Source organism: Thermaerobacter composti, from assembly GCF_033582035.1.
GTDB lineage: Bacteria > Bacillota > Sulfobacillia > Thermaerobacterales > Thermaerobacteraceae > Thermaerobacter > Thermaerobacter composti.
Map to the genome: position 1 here is coordinate 602,745 of NZ_CP132508.1, position 19,225 is coordinate 621,969.

Here is a 19,225-nt window from a genome sequence, read left to right on the forward strand (position 1 = left end):
AAGGAAAGCCCCCGGGGCGCCGGAAGGCAAGACCCCCTGGGCGCCGACGATGCGGCCGGCCAGGGGCCTTGGGCGTGGGCGGCCGGCGGGAGGCCTGCCGCGCCCCGGGGGCTGGGAAAGGAGACGGTCTCGTGGCCGACATCGACGCCAGTGCCGGAGCGGTGGCGGGGGAGGGGACACGGGTCGCCGGCGACCCGGGGAACGGGTCGCGCCTCGTCCCGCCCGATGCCCCGCCGGCCTACCACCGCCTGCTGGAGCGGCTCGGACAGGTCAGCGACCTGCGCGCCACGACCTCCCTGCTCCATTGGGACGAGGAGGTCAACATGCCACCGGGCGGGGCGGCCGCCCGGGCCGAGCAGAAGGCCACCCTGAGCCGCCTGGCCCACCAGGCCTTCACCGCCCCCGAGGTGGGGGAGTGGCTCGACGAGCTGGCCCCGTGGGCGGCGCAGCTGGACCCCGAGAGCGACGCCGCGGCGCTGCTGCGCGTCACCCGCCGCGAGTACGACCGGTCCCGCCGCGTCCCGCCCGACCTGGTGGCCGAGCTGGCCCGGGCGTCGTCCCAGGGGTACCAGGCCTGGGTGGAGGCCCGCGCCCAGCGGCGCTTCGCACCCTTCGCCCCGGCGCTGGCCCGCCTGATCGAGCTCCGGCGGCAGATGGCCGATGCCCTGGGCTATGCGGAGGAGCGTTACGATGCGCTGCTCGAGGAGCACGAGCCCGGCATGCGCACCCGGCAGGTGCGGGAGCTCTTCGCCCGCCTGAAGGCGGGCCTGCTTCCCCTGGTCCAGGCCATCGCCGAGCGCCAGGACCGGGTGCGGGACGACTTCCTGCGCGGCGACTTCCCCGAGGCGGACCAGTGGGCGTTGACCCTGGAGGCGCTGCGGGCCATCGGCTTCGACTTCCGCCGCGGACGCCAGGACCGCTCCATCCACCCGTTCACCGCCGGTCTCTCGCCGGGCGACGTCCGGCTGACCACGCGGGTCGACCCGACCGTCTTCGGTCCGGCCCTGTTCAGCAGCCTGCACGAGGGGGGCCACGGCCTGTACGAACAGGGCCTCCCCACGGCCTGGCAACGGACGCCCCTGGCCGACGGCGCCTCGTCGGCGGTGCACGAGTCCCAGAGCCGCCTGTGGGAGAACGTGATCGGCCGGTCCCGGGAGTTCTGGATCTTCTTCTTCCCCAAGGTCCAGGCGCGGTTCCCGCACCAGCTGGCGGGGGTCGACGCGGAGGCGATGTACCGGGCGGTCAACCGCTCCCGCCCCTCGCTGATCCGGGTCGACGCCGACGAGGTGACCTACAACCTCCACATCATGCTGCGCTTCGAGCTGGAGCTGGCCCTGCTGGACGGGGACCTGCCCGTGGACGAGCTGCCCGCCGCCTGGCGGGAGAAGACCCGCGCCTACCTCGGCCTCGAGCCCGCCGACGACGGGGAGGGCGTGCTGCAGGACATCCACTGGTCCTGGGGCGGCTTCGGCTACTTCCCGAGCTACGCCCTGGGCAACCTGATCGCCCTGCAGCTCTGGGAGGCGGCCTTGCGGGACGAACCGGCCCTGCCCGAGCAGATCGCCCGGGGCGATCTGGGCGGCGTCTTGCGTTGGATGCGGGCGCACGTCCATCGCCACGGCGCCCGCTACGAGCCGCTGGAGCTGGTGCGGCGGGCCACGGGGAGCGAGCTCGGCGAGGAAGCCTTCCTGCGCTACGTGCGGCGGAAGTACGGGGAGCTCTACGGGCTGTGAACCGGTGCCGGGCGATGGGGGCGGGTACGGGTCGCGAGCGGCCGGGCGCGGAGGCGACCCGCTAGGGAGGTGGTGAGGGTGGCCATCGTCGCCGTCAGCATCGCCCCGGTGGGGGAGGGGGTAAGCGTCAGCCCGTGGGTGGCGCGGGCCCTCGAGGTGCTGGCCGCCCAGGACCGGGTTCGCTATCAGGTCGGACCCATGTTCACCACCCTGGAGGGCGATCTGGACGAGATCCTCGCCTTGATCCGCCAGATGCACGAGGCGATGTTCGCCGGCGGAGCCCAACGGGTGTCCACCGTGATCAAGATCGACGACCGCCGCGACCGTCCCCAGACCATGGAGGAGAAGGTGGCCGTCGTGGAACGGCAGCTGGCGGCCCGCGGGGGCTCGGGGGGCGGGGCGAGCGCGAAGGGCGGGGCCTCCCCCGGCCTGTCGGCGGGGGATGGCGACCGGTCGGCCGGAGGCCGGCGGTCATGAAGGAGCGGCGCCGCCATCCGGGCTGCGGGGCGGGTGCCGTCAGCCCCGCCGCGGCTCGTCCCGCGACCCGGGCGGGCCTGTCGGGTCCGGGTGCGGTGGCCGACCCGGCTGCCCCGGACGGCGACCGGAGCGGGGCCGCGGGCCCGGCGGGCCCGCGCGCCGGCGACCCCGCTGCTTCCGCCGCCCGTGGCGCCGGCTCGCCCCCTCGGGGCGAGCCGGCGGAGGGGCCCTCGAGGCACCTGGCGGCGTCGTCGGCGGTGGCCGGTTCGTCCCCCAAGGGATGGATCCTGGCCGCGTTGATGCTGGCCATGTTCATGGCCGCCATCGAGGGCACCATCGTCGCCACGGCGATCCCGTCCATCGTCGCCGACCTCGGCGGCTTCTCCCGCTTCAGCTGGGTGATCTCGGCCTTCATGCTGACGTCGGCGGCCTCGGTGCCCATCTACGGGAAGCTGGCCGATCTCTTCGGGCGGAAGCCGGTGTTCCTGGCGGGCGCCGGGCTGTTCCTGCTGGGATCGGCGCTCTGCGGCACGGCGGCCACCATCGAGCAGCTGGTGGCCTTCCGCGCCCTCCAGGGACTCGGGGCCGGGGCCGTGCAGCCCATCACGATGACCATCGTCGGCGATCTGTACCGGCTCGAGGAGCGCGCCCGGGTGCAGGGGTACCTCTCCAGCGTCTGGGGCATCTCGGCGGTGGTCGGACCGGCGGCCGGCGGGCTGCTGGTGCAGTACGCCGGCTGGCCGTGGGTCTTCTACATCAACCTGCCCATCGGCCTGCTGGCCATGGCGGGCATCGCCCTGTTCCTCCACGAGCCGCCGCGCCACGGCCGGGTGTCCGTCGACCTGGCCGGCTCCCTCTGGATGGTGGTGGCGGTCAGCGCCCTCCTGGTGCAGCTGGTGGAGGGCGGCAGCGCCTGGCCGTGGCTTTCGGGGACGACGGCGGCGCTGCTCGCGGTCAGCCTGGCGGCGGGTTGGCTCTTCGTGCGGCAGGAGCGGCGGGCGCCGGACCCGCTGCTGCCGCTGGAGCTCTTGGGCCGGCCGGTCCTCCGCGCGGGCAACCTGGGCGGCCTGGTGGGCGGCGTCGTCTTGATCGGCCTCTCGTCCACGGTACCCACCTTCGTCCAGGGCGTGCTGGGGCACGCGCCGGTGGTGGCCGGCTTTGCCGTGGCCACCCTCTCCATCGGGTGGCCGCTGGCCAGCTCGCTGTCGGGGCGGCTGATGCTGCGCTGGGGCTTCCGGGGCACCGCGACGGCCGGTGCGCTCTTCGGGGTCGCCGGGGTGGCGGTCCTGTTTCTGGCGGACGCCGGTGCGTCACCCTGGCAGGTGGCGGCGGGCTGCTTCCTGGTCGGCGTCAGCATGGGCCTGACCATGACGACGTACATCGTGTCGATCCAGGAGTCCGTGCCCCGCCACGAGCGGGGGGTGGCCACGGGGTCGCAGGCCTTCGCCCGCATGCTGGGCAGCGCCGTCGGGGCGGCGTTGCTGGGCGGGGTGATCAACGCCCGCCTCGAGGGGGCGCTGATGCAGGCCGGACATCCCGAGCTGGCGCGCCTGGGTGCCGACGCGGGCAACTGGCTGCTCGACGCGAGCCGCCGGGCGACCCTGGATCCGGCGGCCCTGGCGGCGCTGCGGCAGGCCCTGGCCGACGCGTTCCACGCGGCGATGGCCGTGGTGATGCTCCTGGCGCTGGGGGTGCTCCCCATCGTCCGCAGCCTGCCCCGGTCGGTGGAACCGGCCGGCGCCGCCCCGGTGGATGCCGGGGAAGCGGGGGGTGCGTAGGAGGGAGGGGGCGCCGGAGCATCCGGCCGACGGCAAGCCATGGCGCCGTGCGACCCCCAAGGGGAGCGGCGCCGCCGGGGGCGGGGCACCTGGGTGCTCCGCCCCCGGCGGCGCCTTCGCCTGCTCGGCCTCCGGCGTGCCCTGGACCGCCCGTCCGGCCGCCCCTCCGCCCTCTCCGATCGCCCTCAGGGCGACGGGCGATCCACCTCCGCGAGCCGCCGCTGCGACCGCGGAGCGGCCACCGCGGTGCGATCCACCTCCCGGGGCCGCCACCGCGACCGCGGAGCGGCCACCGAGGCGGCGGAGGCGCCATCGAGGCCACGGCGCCGCCGTCGAGACCGCGGAGCCGGGTGGCGGGTTCGTCCGCGGCCCGCGTCGCCGGGAGGCGGGGCCGCCCCCGCCTCCGGATCCGGTTCGCCCATGCCGGCCGGGCCCCTCAAGGCCTAGCTGCAGCAGCCGGAGCCGCCCGCGCCGGCGAGATCGCCGGCCTTGCCCTTGCCGCCCACCCAGGGGCCGCCGGCGAACTGGGGCTGGCACTGGGCGAACAGCCCGATCAGCACGATCCGGTTGAGGCTGGGCGTCATCACGTCGGCGCTGATCTCGGCGGTCACGATCAGGTCGTTGAAGGGTGCCAGCTGCCGTCCCGCCGGAAGCGCCAGCGACCCCGCCCAGACCCGCGGCGTCAGCAGCGGGTTCGTCCGCACCAGGGGCACCTTGACCGTGCGGCCGTCGGGGGCCACGCCCCGCAACCAGGCGACGAAGGTGGCACCCCCGAAGGTGGACGGGGCCGGCAGGTCGATGGTGGCGATCAGGGCGTTGGCTCCCACCGCCGCCGACTGGAAGATCCGGGTCACGCCCCCCGCCTCGGGGCCCCGCGGCACGTTGGCGGTGCGGAACAGCAGCATGCAGCACTCCACCGTCGGCACCTGCGGCGCCGGGCCCCCCGTGGGGACGCAGATCAGCTGCCCCGGGACGATCAGGTTCGGGTCCGGGATCTGCGGGTTGGCGGCGATCAGCGGCTGCAGGGTGACGCCGAAGGCCTGGGCGATCAGGAACAGCGTGTCGCCCGGCGCCACCATGTACAGGACGCCGTTGGGGCAGGGCGGCGGGGGCGGGGGCGGCGCCGTCGGGATCGTCGGCACGCAGATCAGCTGTCCCGGCACCAGCACGTTGGGGTCGGGGATCTGCGGGTTGGCCTGGATCAGGGCCTGCAGCGTCACCCCGAAGCGCTGGGCGATGAAGAACAGCGTGTCGCCCGGTTGGACCCGGTAGATGAAGCCGCCGGGGCACGCGGGCGGCGGGGGCGGCACCACGACCCCGGTGGGCACGCAGATCCGCTGGCCGGGGAAGATCGTGTTGGGGTCCGGGATCTGCGGGTTGGCCTGGATCAGGGCCTGCAGCGTCACCCCGAAGCGCTGGGCGATCAGGAACAGGGTGTCCCCCGGCTGCGCCGTGTAGATGAACCCGTTGGGACACGGCGGCGGGGGCGGCAGCTGGGGCTGATGGCCGGCGGCCGTCTCCGCCCCGGTGCCCTCCGCGGTGGCCGCCTGCTCGGCGGCGCCGCCGGGTTCGTCGGAACGGATCGCGCCGGACTCGTCGGCGCGGGCTCCGTGGGGCTCCTCCCCCCGGGTGCCGGGCGTGGGGTCGACCACGGGCAGGTCGTCATGGACCATGGGTGTTCCACCTCCCACGGCGATCTATGACGGCGGGTGCGGCCCGGTCCCGGTGCGGGGTGAAGCTTGGGCGATCGTGCAGGCGAACGGGCGTCGATCCTGGCCGGGGGTGACGGCCGCCCGAGGGGCGGCGCGCGACGGGGTCGGCCGGTCCCGGTCCCCGGGCATCGCCGCCGTGCGATGCGGTGGCATCCACCTTTGAACCCGTTGACACGCCGGCCCCACCGGGCGATCGTAAGAGGTAACAACCCAGGCATCGACACCGTGGTGTGCCGTTCCTTTGGGGCAGGGTGAGGCGCCGGGCGCAGCCGTGCGCCGGCGCCAATTCCCGACCGGCAGTGATGGGGCGGCTCCGACGGGCGGAAGGCGGGTGCAGCGGCCTTCGTGCTGCAGCGGGCGGACCCGGGGTCCGGGGATCCGTGCGGGTCCTGGAGCCTGCGGTCCGCGACGGGGCCAGCCCACGAGCCTGCCAGCCTCGGCGGTCGATCCGGTGAGAATCCGGAGCCGACGGTATAGTCCGATCGGGCAGAGGCGGCGCACCCGGACGGTGAGGGCGCAGCGGGCCCCGGCGGCCTGCGGGGCGTGTGGTGATGGGTCGGCGGCCAGGGGCATCCGCCGGCGGCGGTGACGGTCCCACGGCCTGGACCGCCGCCGAGGGCGGGACCCGGGGCCGTCGGCTTGCCACGGCCTGGACCGTCGCACCGGGTGGGACCCGGGGCCACCGGCTTGGGAGAGCTCGGGACCCGCCCTCGCCGGTGAAGCCGCAGGAGCCGGCGGATCCGCGACGCGCCCCCTCCCGTCCGGCACGGCCCGGGGCCGCAAGCCCGCGACGGCTTGGCGGTCCGGCCGCAGCCCTCTGCCCGGCGTCCATCCCGCCCGGGGTGGCGTCGGGCCTTTCGTTTCCCGTGGCAGGTCCAGGGCTCGCAGGCCCGGGGCGCCGGTGCTGCCGCCAGTCCGGCCCCGCTCGCCGCGGGGCCCGGTGGCGGCCCGGCGCAGCGAGCCGCCCAGGGCAGGGTCGGTGCACCGCGGGCGGTGCCGGTGGCGAGGTGGGAGGGGATGCCGGTGACGGTTCCACAGCACGTGCTGGACCAGCCTCCGGCAGGATCGGCCACCCCGTCCCCGGCGGGGGGCCGGGCGGAGGGAGGGGGCAGCACGGCCATCGCGACGCCCGGCGCGACCGTCGCGGCGGCCGGGTCGCCGGAGACCCGTGACGACCAGGACCGCCCCCGACCGCTCCAGGGGACGTGGCGCCTGAAGACCGGCCTCGCCCGAATGCTCAAGGGCGGGGTGATCATGGACGTCACCACCCCCGACGAGGCCCGCATCGCCGAAGAGGCCGGCGCCGTGGCGGTGATGGCCCTGGAGCGCGTGCCGGCGGACATCCGGGCGGCAGGCGGCGTCGCCCGGATGGCCGACCCGGAGCGAATCCGCGCCATCATGGAGGCGGTGACCATCCCCGTCATGGCCAAGTGCCGCATCGGGCACTTCGTCGAGGCGCAGATCCTCGAGGCGTTGGGCGTCGACTTCATCGACGAGAGCGAGGTGCTTACGCCCGCCGACGAGCGCTACCACATCGACAAGCACGCCTTCACGGTGCCCTTCGTCTGCGGCGCCCGCGACCTGGGCGAGGCGTTGCGCCGCATCGCCGAGGGCGCGGCGATGATCCGCACCAAGGGCGAGCCCGGCACGGGGGACGTGGCCGAGGCGGTGCGGCACATGCGGCGGATGAACGAGCAGATCCGCCGGGTCCGGGAGGCCGGCGACGAGGAGCTGGTCGCCCTGGCGCGGGAGCTGGGGGCGCCCTGCGAGCTCTTGCGCGAAGTGCGCCGGCTGGGGCGTCTGCCCGTGGTGAACTTCGCCGCCGGGGGCATCGCCACGCCGGCCGACGCGGCGCTGATGATGCAGCTCGGCGCCGACGGCGTCTTCGTCGGCTCGGGCATCTTCAAGTCCGCCAACCCCGCGGCCCGGGCCCGCGCCATCGTCGAAGCCGTGGCCCACTACGACGACCCGGCGTGGCTGGCGAAGGTCTCCGGCGGCCTGGGCGAGGCGATGCCGGGCATCGCGGCCCACACCCTGGGGGAAGGCCAGCGGATGCAGCAGCGGGGCGGGTGACGGGAGGTCGACGTCCGATGCACGGAGGCAGCCAGGCGTTCGTGGGCGATGCAGGGCGGGATCGCGGCCGTCCGACCGGGGGTCCGGCGGTCGGGTGGACGAACCGGCGGGAGGCCCCACGGGGCGGCGTCCACCGGACCGCCGGTGGCGCCGGCCCGGCGCCGGCCCGTGGGGGCGATGGCCGGCCGCGGGTGGGCGTGCTGGCCCTTCAGGGCGACGTGGAGGAACACCGCACCGCGCTGACCCGGGCGGGGGCCGAGGTCCGGTCGGTGCGGACCCCCGGCGACCTGGAGGGGCTCGAGGGGCTCGTCCTCCCCGGCGGGGAGAGCACGGCCATCGGCCGGATGATGGAGCGGGCCGGTCTCTTGGAACCGCTGCGCGCGCGGGCCGCGGCCGGGACCCTAGCCCTTTTCGGCACCTGTGCCGGCATGATCCTGCTGGCCCGGGAGGTGCTGGGGGGTGCTCCCCCGCGGCTCGGGGTGCTGGACGTGACGGTGGAGCGCAACGCCTACGGCCGGCAGGTGGACAGCTTCGAGGTCGACCTGCCCGTCCCCGCCCTGGGCGAGGCGCCGGTGCGCGCGGTGTTCATCCGGGCGCCGGTGGTGCGGGCCGTGGGGCCAGGGGTCGAGGTGCTGGCCACCTGGCGGGGGCACCCGGTGCTGGTCCGGCAGGGACGTCACCTGGCCAGCGCCTTCCACCCGGAGCTGGTGGACGACCTTCGCCTGGTGCGCCACTTCCTGACCCTGGCCACCCGGGCCGGCTGACCGGCCCCCCGCCCCGCGGGCGGGGGGCGCCGCCCCTCGCGGGCTCCGAGGCCGCGGTCCACCGGTTCCCGCGGGTTCCGACCGGTTCCGGTTGCAGCCGGCCGCTCAGCGGACGGGGTTGGCGAGGGCGCGGCGCACCCGCGGTCCCAGGATCGCGGCGACCACGGCCTTGGCCACGTCACCCGGGATGAACGGCAGCACCGCCCCGACCCACACCTGCCTCCAGGCTGCCCCGGCGTGCAGGGCGAACCAGGGGGCGCCGACGGCATACACCAGGACGACCCCGCCCGCCAGGGCGGCGAGGAAGGCCCGGCCGAACCCCGGGACGCGGGTGCCGGGCGATCCGCCGTCCGCCAGCCATCCGACGAGCCACGCGGCCAGGGGATAGCTCAGCAGGTAGCCGCCGGTTGGCCCCATCACCGGGGCGAGGCCCGCCTGCCCGCCGGCGAACACCGGCACCCCGGCGATGCCCAGCAAGAGGTAGGTGAGCTGGGCGGCGAACCCCCAACGGGGCCCCAGGAGAAGCCCCGAGAGCATGACGCCCAGGGTCTGCCCGGTGATGGGCACGGGGGTGAAGGGCAGGGGGATGCGGAGGTAGGCCAACACGGCCGTCAGGGCCGCCAGCATGCCGGCCAGGACCAGCGGACGGGTAGGCGCCCCGCGGGTCGCCGCCCCTGGCTGCAGGGGAGGGGTGGCCGCCGCCGGTGCCGCGGCGGCAGTGCGACCGACGGTCCCTTGGGCGTGGGCGGTGGCATGGACGGGATCGGGGCCGGCCGCGGGGAGGGTGGGCGCATCGGATCCCCCGGTGCCGGTGGAGGTGCGCCTCGCGGCGCCCTTGGCGGGCTCGTGATCCCTGGTCATCGCGATCCCTCCCGGGATGGGTTCGGGATGCGTCGAAGCATCGCCCCGCCCCGCGGGCACCTGGCCTCGCCCGTGGGGAGGCGGGCGGGTCGGCCCGGCGGGGCGACGGGACCAGCGTACCGTGGCGAGCCGGGTCCGTCAACAAAAACATGTGTTTGGTTAACAATTGGCCCGGATGGAGCCCGCCAGACGACGGACGCGAGGCTTTGACGCCCTGCCGCGGGCTGTGGATCCCGCGATGGGTCGCGTTCGGACCTTCCGGAGGCGGAGCGGGGTCGAGGGGCGCGTCGTGCAGGATTGCATTAATATACAAACGGTCGTATACTCATACGCAAGTTGCATCCGACGCACCGGGCGGGTGCAGCCAATCCCAAGGACGGACGGTGACGGCAGCGGTGCGGGTGGCGGTCCTCGGTGCCAGTGGGTACGCGGGCGGCGAGCTGGTGCGGCTGTTGGTGCGGCACCCGCGGGTGGAGCTGGTGGCGGTGGCCGGTTCGTCCCGGGCCGGTGAGCCCATGGCGGCGGTGTTCCCCCACCTGCGGGGCATCGTCGACCTGGATCTGGCCGATGCGGCCAGTCCGGCCCTATGGGACGAGCTGGAGCCGGATCTCGTCTTCCTCGCCCTGCCCCACGGCCAGGCCGCCGAGCTCCTGGGCCGGGTGTTCCCGGCGGCGGCCGACCGCGGCGTGCGGGTGATCGACCTCAGCGGCGACCTGCGCCTGCCCGCCGCCCTCTACGAGCCCTGGTACGGCCGGCCGGCCGCCGATCCCGCGCTGCAGGCCCAGGCGGTGTACGGGCTCAGCGAGCTCTTCGCCCCCCGCATCCGCGACGCCCGTCTGGTGGCCAACCCGGGCTGCTATGCCACCGCCGTGCTGCTGGCGCTGGCCCCCCTGGCGGCCGCCGGCGGCCTGGCGGGCGGTCAGGTGGTGATCGACGCCAAGAGCGGCGTCTCCGGCGCGGGGCGGGGTGCCTCGGCGGCCACCGCCTTCGCCGAGGTCAACGAGAACTTCTACCCTTACAAGGTCGGCCGCCACCAGCACACGCCGGAGGTCGAACACGTGTTGGCGCAGCTGGCCGGCCGCCCGGTCACGGTGCTGCTCACCACCCACCTGCTGCCGGTGACGCGGGGGATCCTGGCCACCTGCTACGTCCGGCCTCCAGAGGGCTGGTGGCCGTCGCCGCCGGCGGGGGATCGTCCGACGGCGGCCGCCGTGGCGGCGGATGCCGTCATGACGGCAGATGCCGTCGTCCCGGAGGCTGCCGCTCCGCCCGGGGGAGCGCGTCGGCCGGCGACCGCGGGCAGCCCGGGCGTGGGCGGGGATCGCCAGCGCGAAGCGCCGACGGGCGGGAGCCGGGGCGCAGCCGGCGTTGCCAGCCGGCGTTCGACCGCTGCGGTGGCCACCGACCCCGATCAGTGGCAGCCGACCCCTGGCCCGGGTCCTGAGCCGGTCCCGGGTGCGGGCGCCGTCCCGCGCCCGCGGCCGGCGGCTCCGGCGACGGCGGCGGACCTGGCGGCGGCCCTCCACGACCTCTACCGCGGCTTCTACGGCGGACGCCCCTTCGTCCGCGTGCTGCCGCCGGGGCAGGTCCCCGCCATCAAGAACGTCCAGGGGTCCAACTTCTGCGACCTCGGCGTGCACTACGACCCGCGCAGCGGGTGGATCACGGTCTTCGCCGCCATCGACAACCTGGTCAAGGGCGCGGCGGGGCAGGCGGTCCAGAACCTCAACCTGATGGCGGGTTGGGATGAGACCACCGGCCTCGACCTGGTGCCCTTGTTCCCCTGAGTCGACGGAGGAAGGGGTCTTGGGATGTCCGGGACGAACCGGCAGGACGGTGCCCTGGCGCCGGTGGCCGCTGGCAAGGAGGCTCCGCGCCCGGCGGCGGTCGATGGGGAGGATCTGGCGCCGGGGGACTTCGTCCTCCGCAAGGGCTGGGGCGTGACGGTCCCGGCCGGCTTCAAGGCCGCCGGCCTGCACTGCGGCATCAAGCGACGGAAGCCCGACCTCGGCTGGATCGTGGCCGACGGACCCTGCGCCGCGGCGGCGGTCTACACCCGCAACCGGGTCCACGCCCCGTGCCTCGACGTGACGCGGGACGCCCTGGCGGCCACGGGCGGATACCTGCAGGCGGTGGTCTGCAACAGCGGCAACGCCAACGTGTGCACACCGCGGGCGGCGACGGACGCCCGTGAGCTCCAGGCGCTGGTCGCCGCGGCGCTGGACGTCGCCCCGGAGCTGGTGGCGGTGGCGCAGACCGGGGTCATCGGCGAGCCCATGCCCATGGCGGCGGTGCGGCAGGGCGTGGTGGCCCTGCCCGCGGCCACCTCGGCCGAGGGCGGCGACGCCTTCGCGGAGGCGATCCTCACCACCGACACCCGCCCCAAGCAGTGGGGGGCGCTGTGCGCCCTGCCCGTTGCGCCCGCGGGCGGCAGGGGGGATGCCGAGGGGGGAGCGCGCCCCGCCGGGCAAGGGCCTTCGCCGGCGGTCGGCGGTCGAGGCCAGGGGGACGCCGCGACCGGGACCGGGGATGAGGCGGGCGCCGCCCCGGAGGATCCGGCCCGTTGCCGGTTCGTCCGCATCGGCGCCGCCGCCAAGGGGTCGGGGATGATCCACCCCGACATGGCCACCATGCTCGCCTTCATCACCACGGATGCCGCCATCGAGCCGGCCGTCCTGGCCGACTGGCTGCGCGAGGTCGTGGACCGGACCTTCAACGCCATCACCGTCGACGGCGACACCAGCACCAACGACATGGTCATCGTGCTGGCCAGCGGCCGGGCGGGCGGCCCGCCGCTGGCGCCGGGGCGGCCGGGCTGGGATACGTGGGCGGCGGCGGCCGAGGCCGTGTGCGACCGGCTGGCGCGGGAGATCGCCGCCGACGGCGAGGGGGCGACGCGCCTGATCACCGTGGAGGTCGAAGGGGCGCCGGGTGACGCCGAGGCCCGCCAGGTGGCCCGCACGGTGGCGGCCTCCCCCCTGGTCAAGGCGGCCGTCCACGGCGCCGACGCCAACTGGGGTCGCGTCCTGGCGGCGGCCGGCCGGTCGGGGGTCGCGCTCGACCCCTCGCGGGTGGACATCGAGCTGGGGCCCATCCCCGTGTGCCGCGGCGGCTTCGGCGTGCCCTTCGACGAGGGCGCCGCATCCGCCTACCTGCGCTCCCCGGAGGTGACGATCCGCATCCGGGTGGGCGACGGCCCGGGCCGCGGCCGGGCCTACGGCTGCGACCTGAGTCCGGACTACGTCCACATCAACGCCAGTTACCGCACGTGAGGCGCGGGACCCCGCGGCCCGTCGCTCCCTGGCCCTGGGCGCCGGGGGCGGTGCCGGTCGGCCCCAGGGGCGGTGGGCGTCGGGGGGGCCGCGGGCCCGCGAGCCGGCCGAGAGCGAGGGGAGGAGCGGAGGTTGACCCAGGACATCGCGGAGCAAGTCGGGGCGGCGGCCGCGGATCGCCGGACGGGGTCGGCGTTGGCGGCGCGGCCCGGCGGCGAAGTCGCGGGGACCGCGCCCGCGCCGACCGAAGGCGGTCCGGTTGCGGATCCCGGGGCGGCGCCGCCGGTGGCGGGGGATGGGGTGACGGCGCCCATGCGGACGGCACCCCCTGGGCCGACGCCCGGCGATGGGGTGGCGGCGGGTGCCCGCGGGGACGGCGACCTGGGGCTGTCGGCGGAGATCAGGGCTGCGGTGCTGGCCGACGTGCTGCCCTGGGTGCAGCGGTTCGCCGGGCGCATCGTGGTGATCAAGCACGGCGGTTCCACCCTCGGGCCCGCCCCCGGCGGCGACGCCCGGCCGCCCGAACCCGCCGCGCCGGGCGCCGGCATCCCCGCCGCGCCCGCCTGCGGGGACGACGGCGTCCTGCGCGACGTGGCGATGCTCCGCGCCCTGGGGGTCCGTCCCGTCGTCGTCCACGGCGGCGGCAAGGCCATCACGGCCTGGCTGGATCGCCTCGGCCTGCCGGCTCGCTTCGTCGACGGGCTGCGGGTGACCGACGCCGCCACGCTGGCGGTGGTGGAGATGGTCCTGGCCGGCCAGGTCAACAAGGCCCTGGTGACCGGCCTCAACCAGGCCGCGGGCCGTCCCATCGCGGTGGGCCTCGCCGGCTGCGACGCGGGCCTGCTGGTGGCGCGCCCCAAGCGTCCCGGCGGACGCGACCTGGGGTACGTGGGCGAGATCGTCCGGGTGAACACCGCCTTTCTCCTCCAGCTCCTCGAGGCCGGGTTCGTCCCCGTGATCGCGCCTGTGGCCGTCGGGGAGGGGGGGACCCGTTACAACGTCAACGCCGACGACGCCGCAGCCGCCGTGGCGGGGGCGCTGCGGGCGGAGAAGCTGGTGTTCCTCACCGACGTGCCGGGCGTGATGGCCGACGTGGACGGCGACGGCGAGCCCGAGGTGGTCTCGCGGCTGGACGCCGACACGGCGAGGGCGTTCATGGCCCGCGGGGAGATCCGCGGCGGGATGGTGCCCAAGGTCGAGGCGGGCCTGCGGGCCCTGGCCGCGGGGGCGGGCAGCGTCCACATCGTCGACGGCCGGCGGCCCCACGCCCTGCTGGTGGAGCTGTTCACCAGCGAAGGCGTGGGCACCATGGTGGTCGCCGGCGAGAGGGGGCGGGTGGCGTGACGCGGGGCGAGCAGGGCAGCGGCAAGGGCAGCGGGCGGCAGGCCATCGGCGGGGACCTGCGGGCGGGTGGGCCGGCGTCCGCACCGGCGGCGGCCCAGGGATCCGCCCCGACCGGCGGGACCGGGACGACGGGAGGCGTGCCGGACGCCGCCTCCCATCTCTTCCCCAACTACCGCCGCCTCCCCGTCGCCTTCGTCCGCGGCGAGGGGGCATGGCTCTATGATGACGAAGGCCGGGCGTGGCTGGACTGCACCAGCGGGATCGGGGTCACCATCCTCGGCCACGCCCACCCCGCCGTCACCGAGGCGATCCGCCGGCAGGCGGGCGAGCTGGTGCACTGCTCGAACCTCTACCGGATCCCGCAGCAGGAGGAGCTGGCCCGGCGCCTGGCGCGCCTGACGGGTCTCGACTGCGCCTTCTTCGCCAACAGCGGGGCCGAGGCCAACGAGGCGGCGATCAAGCTGGCCCGGCGGTACTGGTGGCTGACGCGCGGGGTGGGCCGGGGGGCGGGGGCCGCCACGCCGGCCGGTCCGGAGGCCCCGCCGTCCGCCCCGTCCCGACCGGCGGCGGGGAAGCCGGCGGATGGCGCGGGGGGGACGGCGGCCACGGCAGCCACGCCCGCCACGGCGGATCGTGCTGCGGGGGAACCCGGCGCCCCCGGGGAGGGCCCGGAGATCATCACCTTCGAGGGCAGCTTCCACGGCCGCACCCTGGGTGCCCTGGCCGCCACCGGCCAGCCCCACTACCACGAGGGGTTCCACCCCCTGCCGCCGGGCTTTCGGCACGTTCCCTTCAACGACCTGGCGGCGGTCGAGGCGGCCATCACCCCCCGGACCTGCGCCATCCTCGTGGAGCCCATCCAGGGGGAGGGCGGCGTGGTGCCGGCCGCGCCGGGGTTCCTGGCGGGGCTGCGGGCGCTCTGTGATCGCCACGGCCTGCTGCTCATCGCCGACGAGGTGCAGACGGGCTGCGGCCGCACGGGGACCTTCCTCGCCATGCAGGGGGAGGGGGTCGCCCCCGACGTGGTGACCCTGGCCAAGGCGCTGGCCAACGGGGTGCCCATCGGGGCGATGCTGGCCAGCCGGCGGCTGGCGGAGGTGCTGGGCCCGGGCACCCATGCCTCGACCTTCGGGGGGAACCCGCTGGCGACGGCGGCGGCGCTGGCCACCCTGGACGTCCTCGAGGGGGAGGACCTGCCCCAGCGGGCTGCTCGCCTCGGCGAATACCTGCGGACCCGCCTGGTCGACGTGACCCGCCGCTACCCCGGATGCCGCGAGGTGCGGGGGCGGGGCCTCATGCTGGGCCTGGTGTTGGATGGCCCGGCGGCGCCGGTGGTCGAGGCCTGCTTCGCGGAGGGCCTGCTGGTGACCGTGGCGGGTGGCCGGGTGGTCCGGTTCCTCCCGCCGGTGACCATCACGGTGGACGAACTCGACCAGGCCGTCGAGCGCCTGGAGCGGGCGCTGGCCCGGGTCGGCCGGGCCACGGCGTGAGCGCGGAGCGGCCCGCCAGATCGCGACGGGAGGGAGACCGGTGGACGCGTGGACGCCGACGAGCCCGGGGCCGCTGGCGATGCCGGCGGCCGGATCCCCGCGACCCCTGCCCGGCCTGGCCGGGCGGGACTTCCTGACGCTGAGCGATTTCACGCCGGACGAACTGGCCGCCCTGCTGGACCTGGCGGCGGCGCTGAAGCAGGAATGGCGAGGGGGCCGGGGCGGCGAGCCCCTCTACGGCAAGACCCTGGCCATGATCTTCGAGAAGCCGTCGACCCGGACCCGCGTGTCCTTCGAGGTGGGCATGCAGCAGCTGGGCGGCCGCGTGCTCAACCTGAGCCCGCGGGAGCTGCAGCTGAGCCGCGGCGAGACCCTGGCCGACACCGCCCGCGTCCTCTCCCGCTACGTCGACGCCCTGATGGTTCGGGCCTACTCCCACGCCACCGTGGAGGAACTGGCCGAGGCCGCCTCGATCCCGGTGATCAACGGCTTGACGGACCTCTACCATCCATGCCAGATCATGGCCGACCTGCTCACCATCCGCGAGCACAAGGGTCGGCTGCGCGGGGTGACCGTGGCCTACGTGGGCGACAGCAACAACGTGGCCCACACCTGGCTGCTGGGCGCGGCCCTGCTGGGGCTGCACCTGCGGCTGGCCTGTCCGCCCGGGTACGAGCCGCGGCCGGAGGTGCTGGCGCTGGCGGAGGTCCTGGCGCGGGACACGGGCGCGACCATCCAGGTGCTGCACGATCCCGTGGCGGCCGTGCGCGGGGCCGAGGTGGTCTACACCGACGTCTGGACCAGCATGGGCCAGGAGGGGGAGGAAGAGGAGCGGCGGCGCACCTTCGCGCCCTATCAGGTCAACGCCCGCCTGGTGGCCCACGCGGCGCCGGACTTCATCTTCATGCATTGCCTTCCCGCCCACCGCGGCGAGGAGGTGACCGACGAGGTGCTGGACGGCCCCCACTCGGTGGTGCTCGACCAGGCGGAGAACCGGCTGCACGCCCAGAAGGCGATCCTGCTGGCCCTGCTCGCCTGAGGGATGGCCCGGGGTGCGGTGGGGGAGGCGCCGAGGCGCCACCGCCGCGGGCTCGGCTCGCCCTGGGCGGCACCGTGCGGCGCGGCGGATGCGGCCCGCCGGTCCGGCGGCGCGGGATGGCCGCGGCGGGGGACGAACCGGCCGCGGGGCGCGGGCCGGGCGGCCGGCCCGGTCGGTTCCTCCGCACCGGATGTCCGCACCCCGGGGACGGATCGGGATGGAGGCGATGGCCGTGGCGGAGAAGATCGTCCTGGCGTATTCGGGGGGCCTCGACACGTCGGTGGCCATCCCCTGGCTGAAGGAGACCTACGGCTACGACGTCATCGCCCTGTCCGCCGACGTGGGCGAGGGCAAGGACCTCGAAGCCATCCGGCGGAAGGCCTTGCAGATCGGGGCGGCGGAGGCGGTGGTCGTCGACGCGCGGGAACGGTTCGCCCGCGACTTCGTGCTGCCGGCCCTGCAGGCCAATGCCTTGTACCAGGGACGGTATCCCCTCTCGGCGGCCCTCTCCCGTCCGCTGATCGCCCAGCTGCTGGTGGAGACCGCACGGCAGTACGGCGCCACCGCCGTGGCCCACGGGTGCACCGGCAAGGGCAACGACCAGGTGCGCTTCGACGTCTCCGTGGCGGCCCTGGCGCCGGACCTCAAGGTGGTGGCGCCGGTCCGGGAGTGGGCCTGGTCGCGGGACGAGGAGATCGCCTACGCCCGCGAGCACGGCATCCCGATCCCCGTGACCGAGGAGAACCCCTTCTCCATCGATGCCAACCTCTGGGGCCGCAGCTGCGAGGCGGGGGTGCTGGAGGACCCCTGGGTCGAGCCGCCCGAGGCGGCCTACGCGATGACCGTCGCCCCCGAGCGGGCGCCGGCGGAGCCGGAGTACGTCACCCTGACCTTCGAGGCGGGCGTGCCCGTGGCCCTCGACGGCCGGCCGCTGGGCCTGGTGGAGCTCATCGAGCGGCTGAACCGGGTGGCCGGTCGGCACGGCGTCGGCCGGATCGACATGGTCGAAGACCGGCTGGTGGGCATCAAGTCCCGGGAGGTGTACGAGGCCCCGGCCGCCGTGGTGCTGGTCGAGGCCCACCGGGCGCTGGAGGCCCTGTGCCTGCCGCGGGAGGTCCTCCACTTCAAGCCGGTGATCGAGCAGCAGGTGGCCCAGGTGATCTACAACGGCCTCTGGTTCTCGCCCTTCAAGCGGGCGCTGGATGCCTTCGTGGCCGAGACCCAGCGGTTCGTGACGGGCGAGGTCCGCGTCAAGCTGTACCGCGGGACGGCGACGGTGGTGGGGCGCCGCTCGCCCGTCTCCCTCTACCGCCACGAGCTGGCCACCTACTCGCCCGACGACCGGTTCGACCACAACGCGGCGGTGGGGTTCATCCAGCTCTGGGGGCTGCCGACGCGGGTTCACGCGGCCGTGCACGGCGCAGGGCGCCAAGACGCGGGAGAAGCCGGCCCGGCGGTCCGTGGCGCGGCGGGGCTCGGGGCGGCGGTCGAACCCGGCAGGGCCGGGGGCAAGCCGGGGGAGGCGGTGGGACCCGGAGGTCCCGTGGCGCCGCAGCCGGCCGAGGTCGCGGGATCGTGAACGGGGGTCCCCGGCGTCGCGGGCGCGTGAAGGTGGACCCCGGCGTTGCGACCGCGTGAAGGCCGGCCACGGCGTCACGGGTGCGCGAAGGCGCACGCCGGCGTCGCGGGTGCAGGGTCGCCGAGCCGGGGGTCGGAAACTCGCGAAGGCGGACTCCGGCGTCGCCGGTGCATGAACGCGGACCCGGGGCTGGGGCCTCGTCGTCAGGTTCCGGGGCGCCGGGCGGCGCACCGGCCTGCCGCCGGTCGAACCGGCAGCGCCGATGCGGGCGACGGCCGGCTTGGTGCAGCCACCGATGCCCCGGGACCCCGGCGGGAGGGAGCGAGGCCATTGGCTTGCGGCTGGGTGGTCCTCCTGTGCATCGCCCCCACCGGCGGCGCACCGATGGTGACGGTCCCCGCGGTGCGGGCCGTCGCCGGCCGGGGGCTCGAGGGGGATCGCTACTTCGTCGGCAGCGGCACCTGGCAGGGTTGGCCCGACCCGGAGCTGACGCTGGTCGAAGAGGAAGCCGTGGTCGCGGTCGCCCGGGAGCTCGGTCGTCGCCTCGACCCCGCTGCCCTGCGGCGCAACGTGGTCACCCGTGGCGTCCGCCTCGTGGACCTCATCGGTCGCCGCTTCCGCCTCGGGTCCGTCTGGGTGGAGGGCGTCCGCCCATGCGACCCGTGCGGCTACCTGGAGCGGCAGGTCGCGCCGGGGCTCAAGGCGGCCCTGGCCGGTCGCGGCGGCCTGCGGGCGCGGATCCTCACCACGGGGGTGGTCCGGGTCGGCGACCCGGTGGTCGCCGCCGAAGCCTACGCGGGGGCAGCGGAAGCGGCCCGCTCCCCATCCCGGACCCCATCCGCGCCCCCGCCCTCCCCGCGGGGTGGGGGCGAAGAGGCCTCCGGAGCGGGCTGAGCGCAGCGAGGGCGTCGCTCCTCCGCTCGCGTCCGATCCGTGGGGAGCGGCCGCCCGAAGCCGACGACGACGTCTCAGGTCACGGTCGTTGCAGGTGACGGTGGCAAGCGGTCCGCTGCCTGGCGCCGGCTGCGAGCGCCGCGGGGGGGGGCCGGCGACCCGCGGCGCGGTCCGGTGGTCTTCCGGCGCGTGGGATGCCCATGCTGGGC

14 protein-coding genes are annotated in these 19,225 nt (G+C 75.8%); 12 read left to right on the plus strand and 2 right to left on the minus strand.

Annotated elements, in window-relative coordinates; translation table 11 throughout:
- Positions 1-131 precede the first annotated feature (131 nt).
- From Q5761_RS02450 to Q5761_RS02460, 3 genes are all read left to right on the plus strand, one after another.
- Positions 132-1,733 carry a carboxypeptidase M32 gene (locus Q5761_RS02450; protein WP_318751060.1) on the plus strand — a complete coding sequence of 534 codons (1,602 nt, stop codon included), beginning with the start codon at positions 132-134 and terminating at the stop codon, positions 1,731-1,733.
- Positions 1,734-1,811: 78 nt separating this feature from the next.
- Positions 1,812-2,210: an MTH1187 family thiamine-binding protein gene (locus tag Q5761_RS02455; RefSeq protein ID WP_318751061.1), complete on the plus strand. Its 399-nt coding sequence runs from the start codon at positions 1,812-1,814 to the stop codon at positions 2,208-2,210.
- Complete coding sequence (locus Q5761_RS02460) at positions 2,207-3,988, plus strand: MDR family MFS transporter (protein ID WP_318751062.1); 1,782 nt, start codon at positions 2,207-2,209, stop codon at positions 3,986-3,988. The genes Q5761_RS02455 and Q5761_RS02460 overlap by 4 nt, the downstream gene beginning before the upstream one ends.
- Before the next feature lie 443 nt (positions 3,989-4,431).
- On the opposite strand, the gene Q5761_RS02465 is transcribed toward Q5761_RS02460, so the two are convergent.
- Positions 4,432-5,661, minus strand: coding sequence for a LysM peptidoglycan-binding domain-containing protein (locus tag Q5761_RS02465; protein WP_318751063.1), 1,230 nt, complete (start codon positions 5,659-5,661; stop codon positions 4,432-4,434).
- A 1,062-nt stretch (positions 5,662-6,723) separates the two neighbouring features.
- Here Q5761_RS02465 and pdxS point away from each other — a divergent pair.
- On the plus strand, positions 6,724-7,773 hold the full coding sequence (gene pdxS / locus Q5761_RS02470) for a pyridoxal 5'-phosphate synthase lyase subunit PdxS (protein ID WP_371413453.1): 1,050 nt from the start codon (positions 6,724-6,726) through the stop codon (positions 7,771-7,773).
- Between the two features lie 17 nt (positions 7,774-7,790).
- Entirely contained in the window at positions 7,791-8,537 is a 747-nt protein-coding gene (gene pdxT, locus Q5761_RS02475) for a pyridoxal 5'-phosphate synthase glutaminase subunit PdxT (protein ID WP_318751064.1), read from the plus strand.
- Positions 8,538-8,642: 105 nt separating this feature from the next.
- Here pdxT and Q5761_RS02480 read toward each other — a convergent pair whose 3' ends face one another.
- Positions 8,643-9,398 carry a biotin transporter BioY gene (locus tag Q5761_RS02480; protein WP_318751065.1) on the minus strand — a complete coding sequence of 252 codons (756 nt, stop codon included), beginning with the start codon at positions 9,396-9,398 and terminating at the stop codon, positions 8,643-8,645.
- A 383-nt stretch (positions 9,399-9,781) separates the two neighbouring features.
- Between Q5761_RS02480 and argC the strand changes: the two genes are divergently transcribed.
- From argC to Q5761_RS02515, 7 genes are all read left to right on the plus strand, one after another.
- Complete coding sequence (gene argC, locus Q5761_RS02485; RefSeq protein WP_318751066.1) at positions 9,782-11,185, plus strand: N-acetyl-gamma-glutamyl-phosphate reductase; 1,404 nt, start codon at positions 9,782-9,784, stop codon at positions 11,183-11,185.
- A gap of 24 nt (positions 11,186-11,209) precedes the next feature.
- Positions 11,210-12,670 (plus strand): bifunctional ornithine acetyltransferase/N-acetylglutamate synthase, encoded by a 1,461-nt coding sequence (locus Q5761_RS02490; protein WP_318751067.1) that lies wholly within the window; start codon positions 11,210-11,212, stop codon positions 12,668-12,670.
- Between the two features lie 132 nt (positions 12,671-12,802).
- Positions 12,803-14,014 carry an acetylglutamate kinase gene (argB, locus tag Q5761_RS02495; RefSeq protein ID WP_318751068.1) on the plus strand — a complete coding sequence of 404 codons (1,212 nt, stop codon included), beginning with the start codon at positions 12,803-12,805 and terminating at the stop codon, positions 14,012-14,014.
- Positions 14,011-15,504, plus strand: a complete 1,494-nt coding sequence (locus tag Q5761_RS02500; RefSeq protein WP_318751069.1) for an aspartate aminotransferase family protein — start codon at positions 14,011-14,013, stop codon at positions 15,502-15,504. Before argB ends, Q5761_RS02500 begins: the two co-directional genes overlap by 4 nt.
- 79 nt (positions 15,505-15,583) lie before the next feature.
- The gene (gene argF, locus Q5761_RS02505) at positions 15,584-16,543 is read left to right on the plus strand and encodes an ornithine carbamoyltransferase (RefSeq protein WP_135225992.1); all 960 of its coding nucleotides are present in this window, start codon (positions 15,584-15,586) and stop codon (positions 16,541-16,543) included.
- A gap of 226 nt (positions 16,544-16,769) precedes the next feature.
- Positions 16,770-18,122, plus strand: coding sequence for an argininosuccinate synthase (locus Q5761_RS02510; protein WP_318751585.1), 1,353 nt, complete (start codon positions 16,770-16,772; stop codon positions 18,120-18,122).
- A gap of 330 nt (positions 18,123-18,452) precedes the next feature.
- A complete protein-coding gene (locus Q5761_RS02515) occupies positions 18,453-19,016 on the plus strand; it encodes an MOSC domain-containing protein (protein WP_318751070.1) in 564 nt (187 codons plus the stop codon).
- The last annotated feature ends 209 nt before the right edge of the window (positions 19,017-19,225 follow it).

What these genes read in the sequence shown, in the direction of transcription:
- Q5761_RS02460 (WP_318751062.1), top strand. Translation starts at nt 2,207, where the DNA reads ATGAAGGAGCGGCGCCGCCATCCGGGCTGCGGGGCGGGTGCCGTCAGC.
- Q5761_RS02465 (WP_318751063.1), bottom strand. Translation starts at nt 5,661, where the DNA reads ATGGTCCATGACGACCTGCCCGTGGTCGACCCCACGCCCGGCACCCGG.
- pdxT (WP_318751064.1), top strand. Translation starts at nt 7,791, where the DNA reads ATGCACGGAGGCAGCCAGGCGTTCGTGGGCGATGCAGGGCGGGATCGC.
- Q5761_RS02480 (WP_318751065.1), bottom strand. Translation starts at nt 9,398, where the DNA reads ATGACCAGGGATCACGAGCCCGCCAAGGGCGCCGCGAGGCGCACCTCC.
- Q5761_RS02490 (WP_318751067.1), top strand. Translation starts at nt 11,210, where the DNA reads ATGTCCGGGACGAACCGGCAGGACGGTGCCCTGGCGCCGGTGGCCGCT.
- argF (WP_135225992.1), top strand. Translation starts at nt 15,584, where the DNA reads ATGCCGGCGGCCGGATCCCCGCGACCCCTGCCCGGCCTGGCCGGGCGG.
- Q5761_RS02510 (WP_318751585.1), top strand. Translation starts at nt 16,770, where the DNA reads ATGGCCGTGGCGGAGAAGATCGTCCTGGCGTATTCGGGGGGCCTCGAC.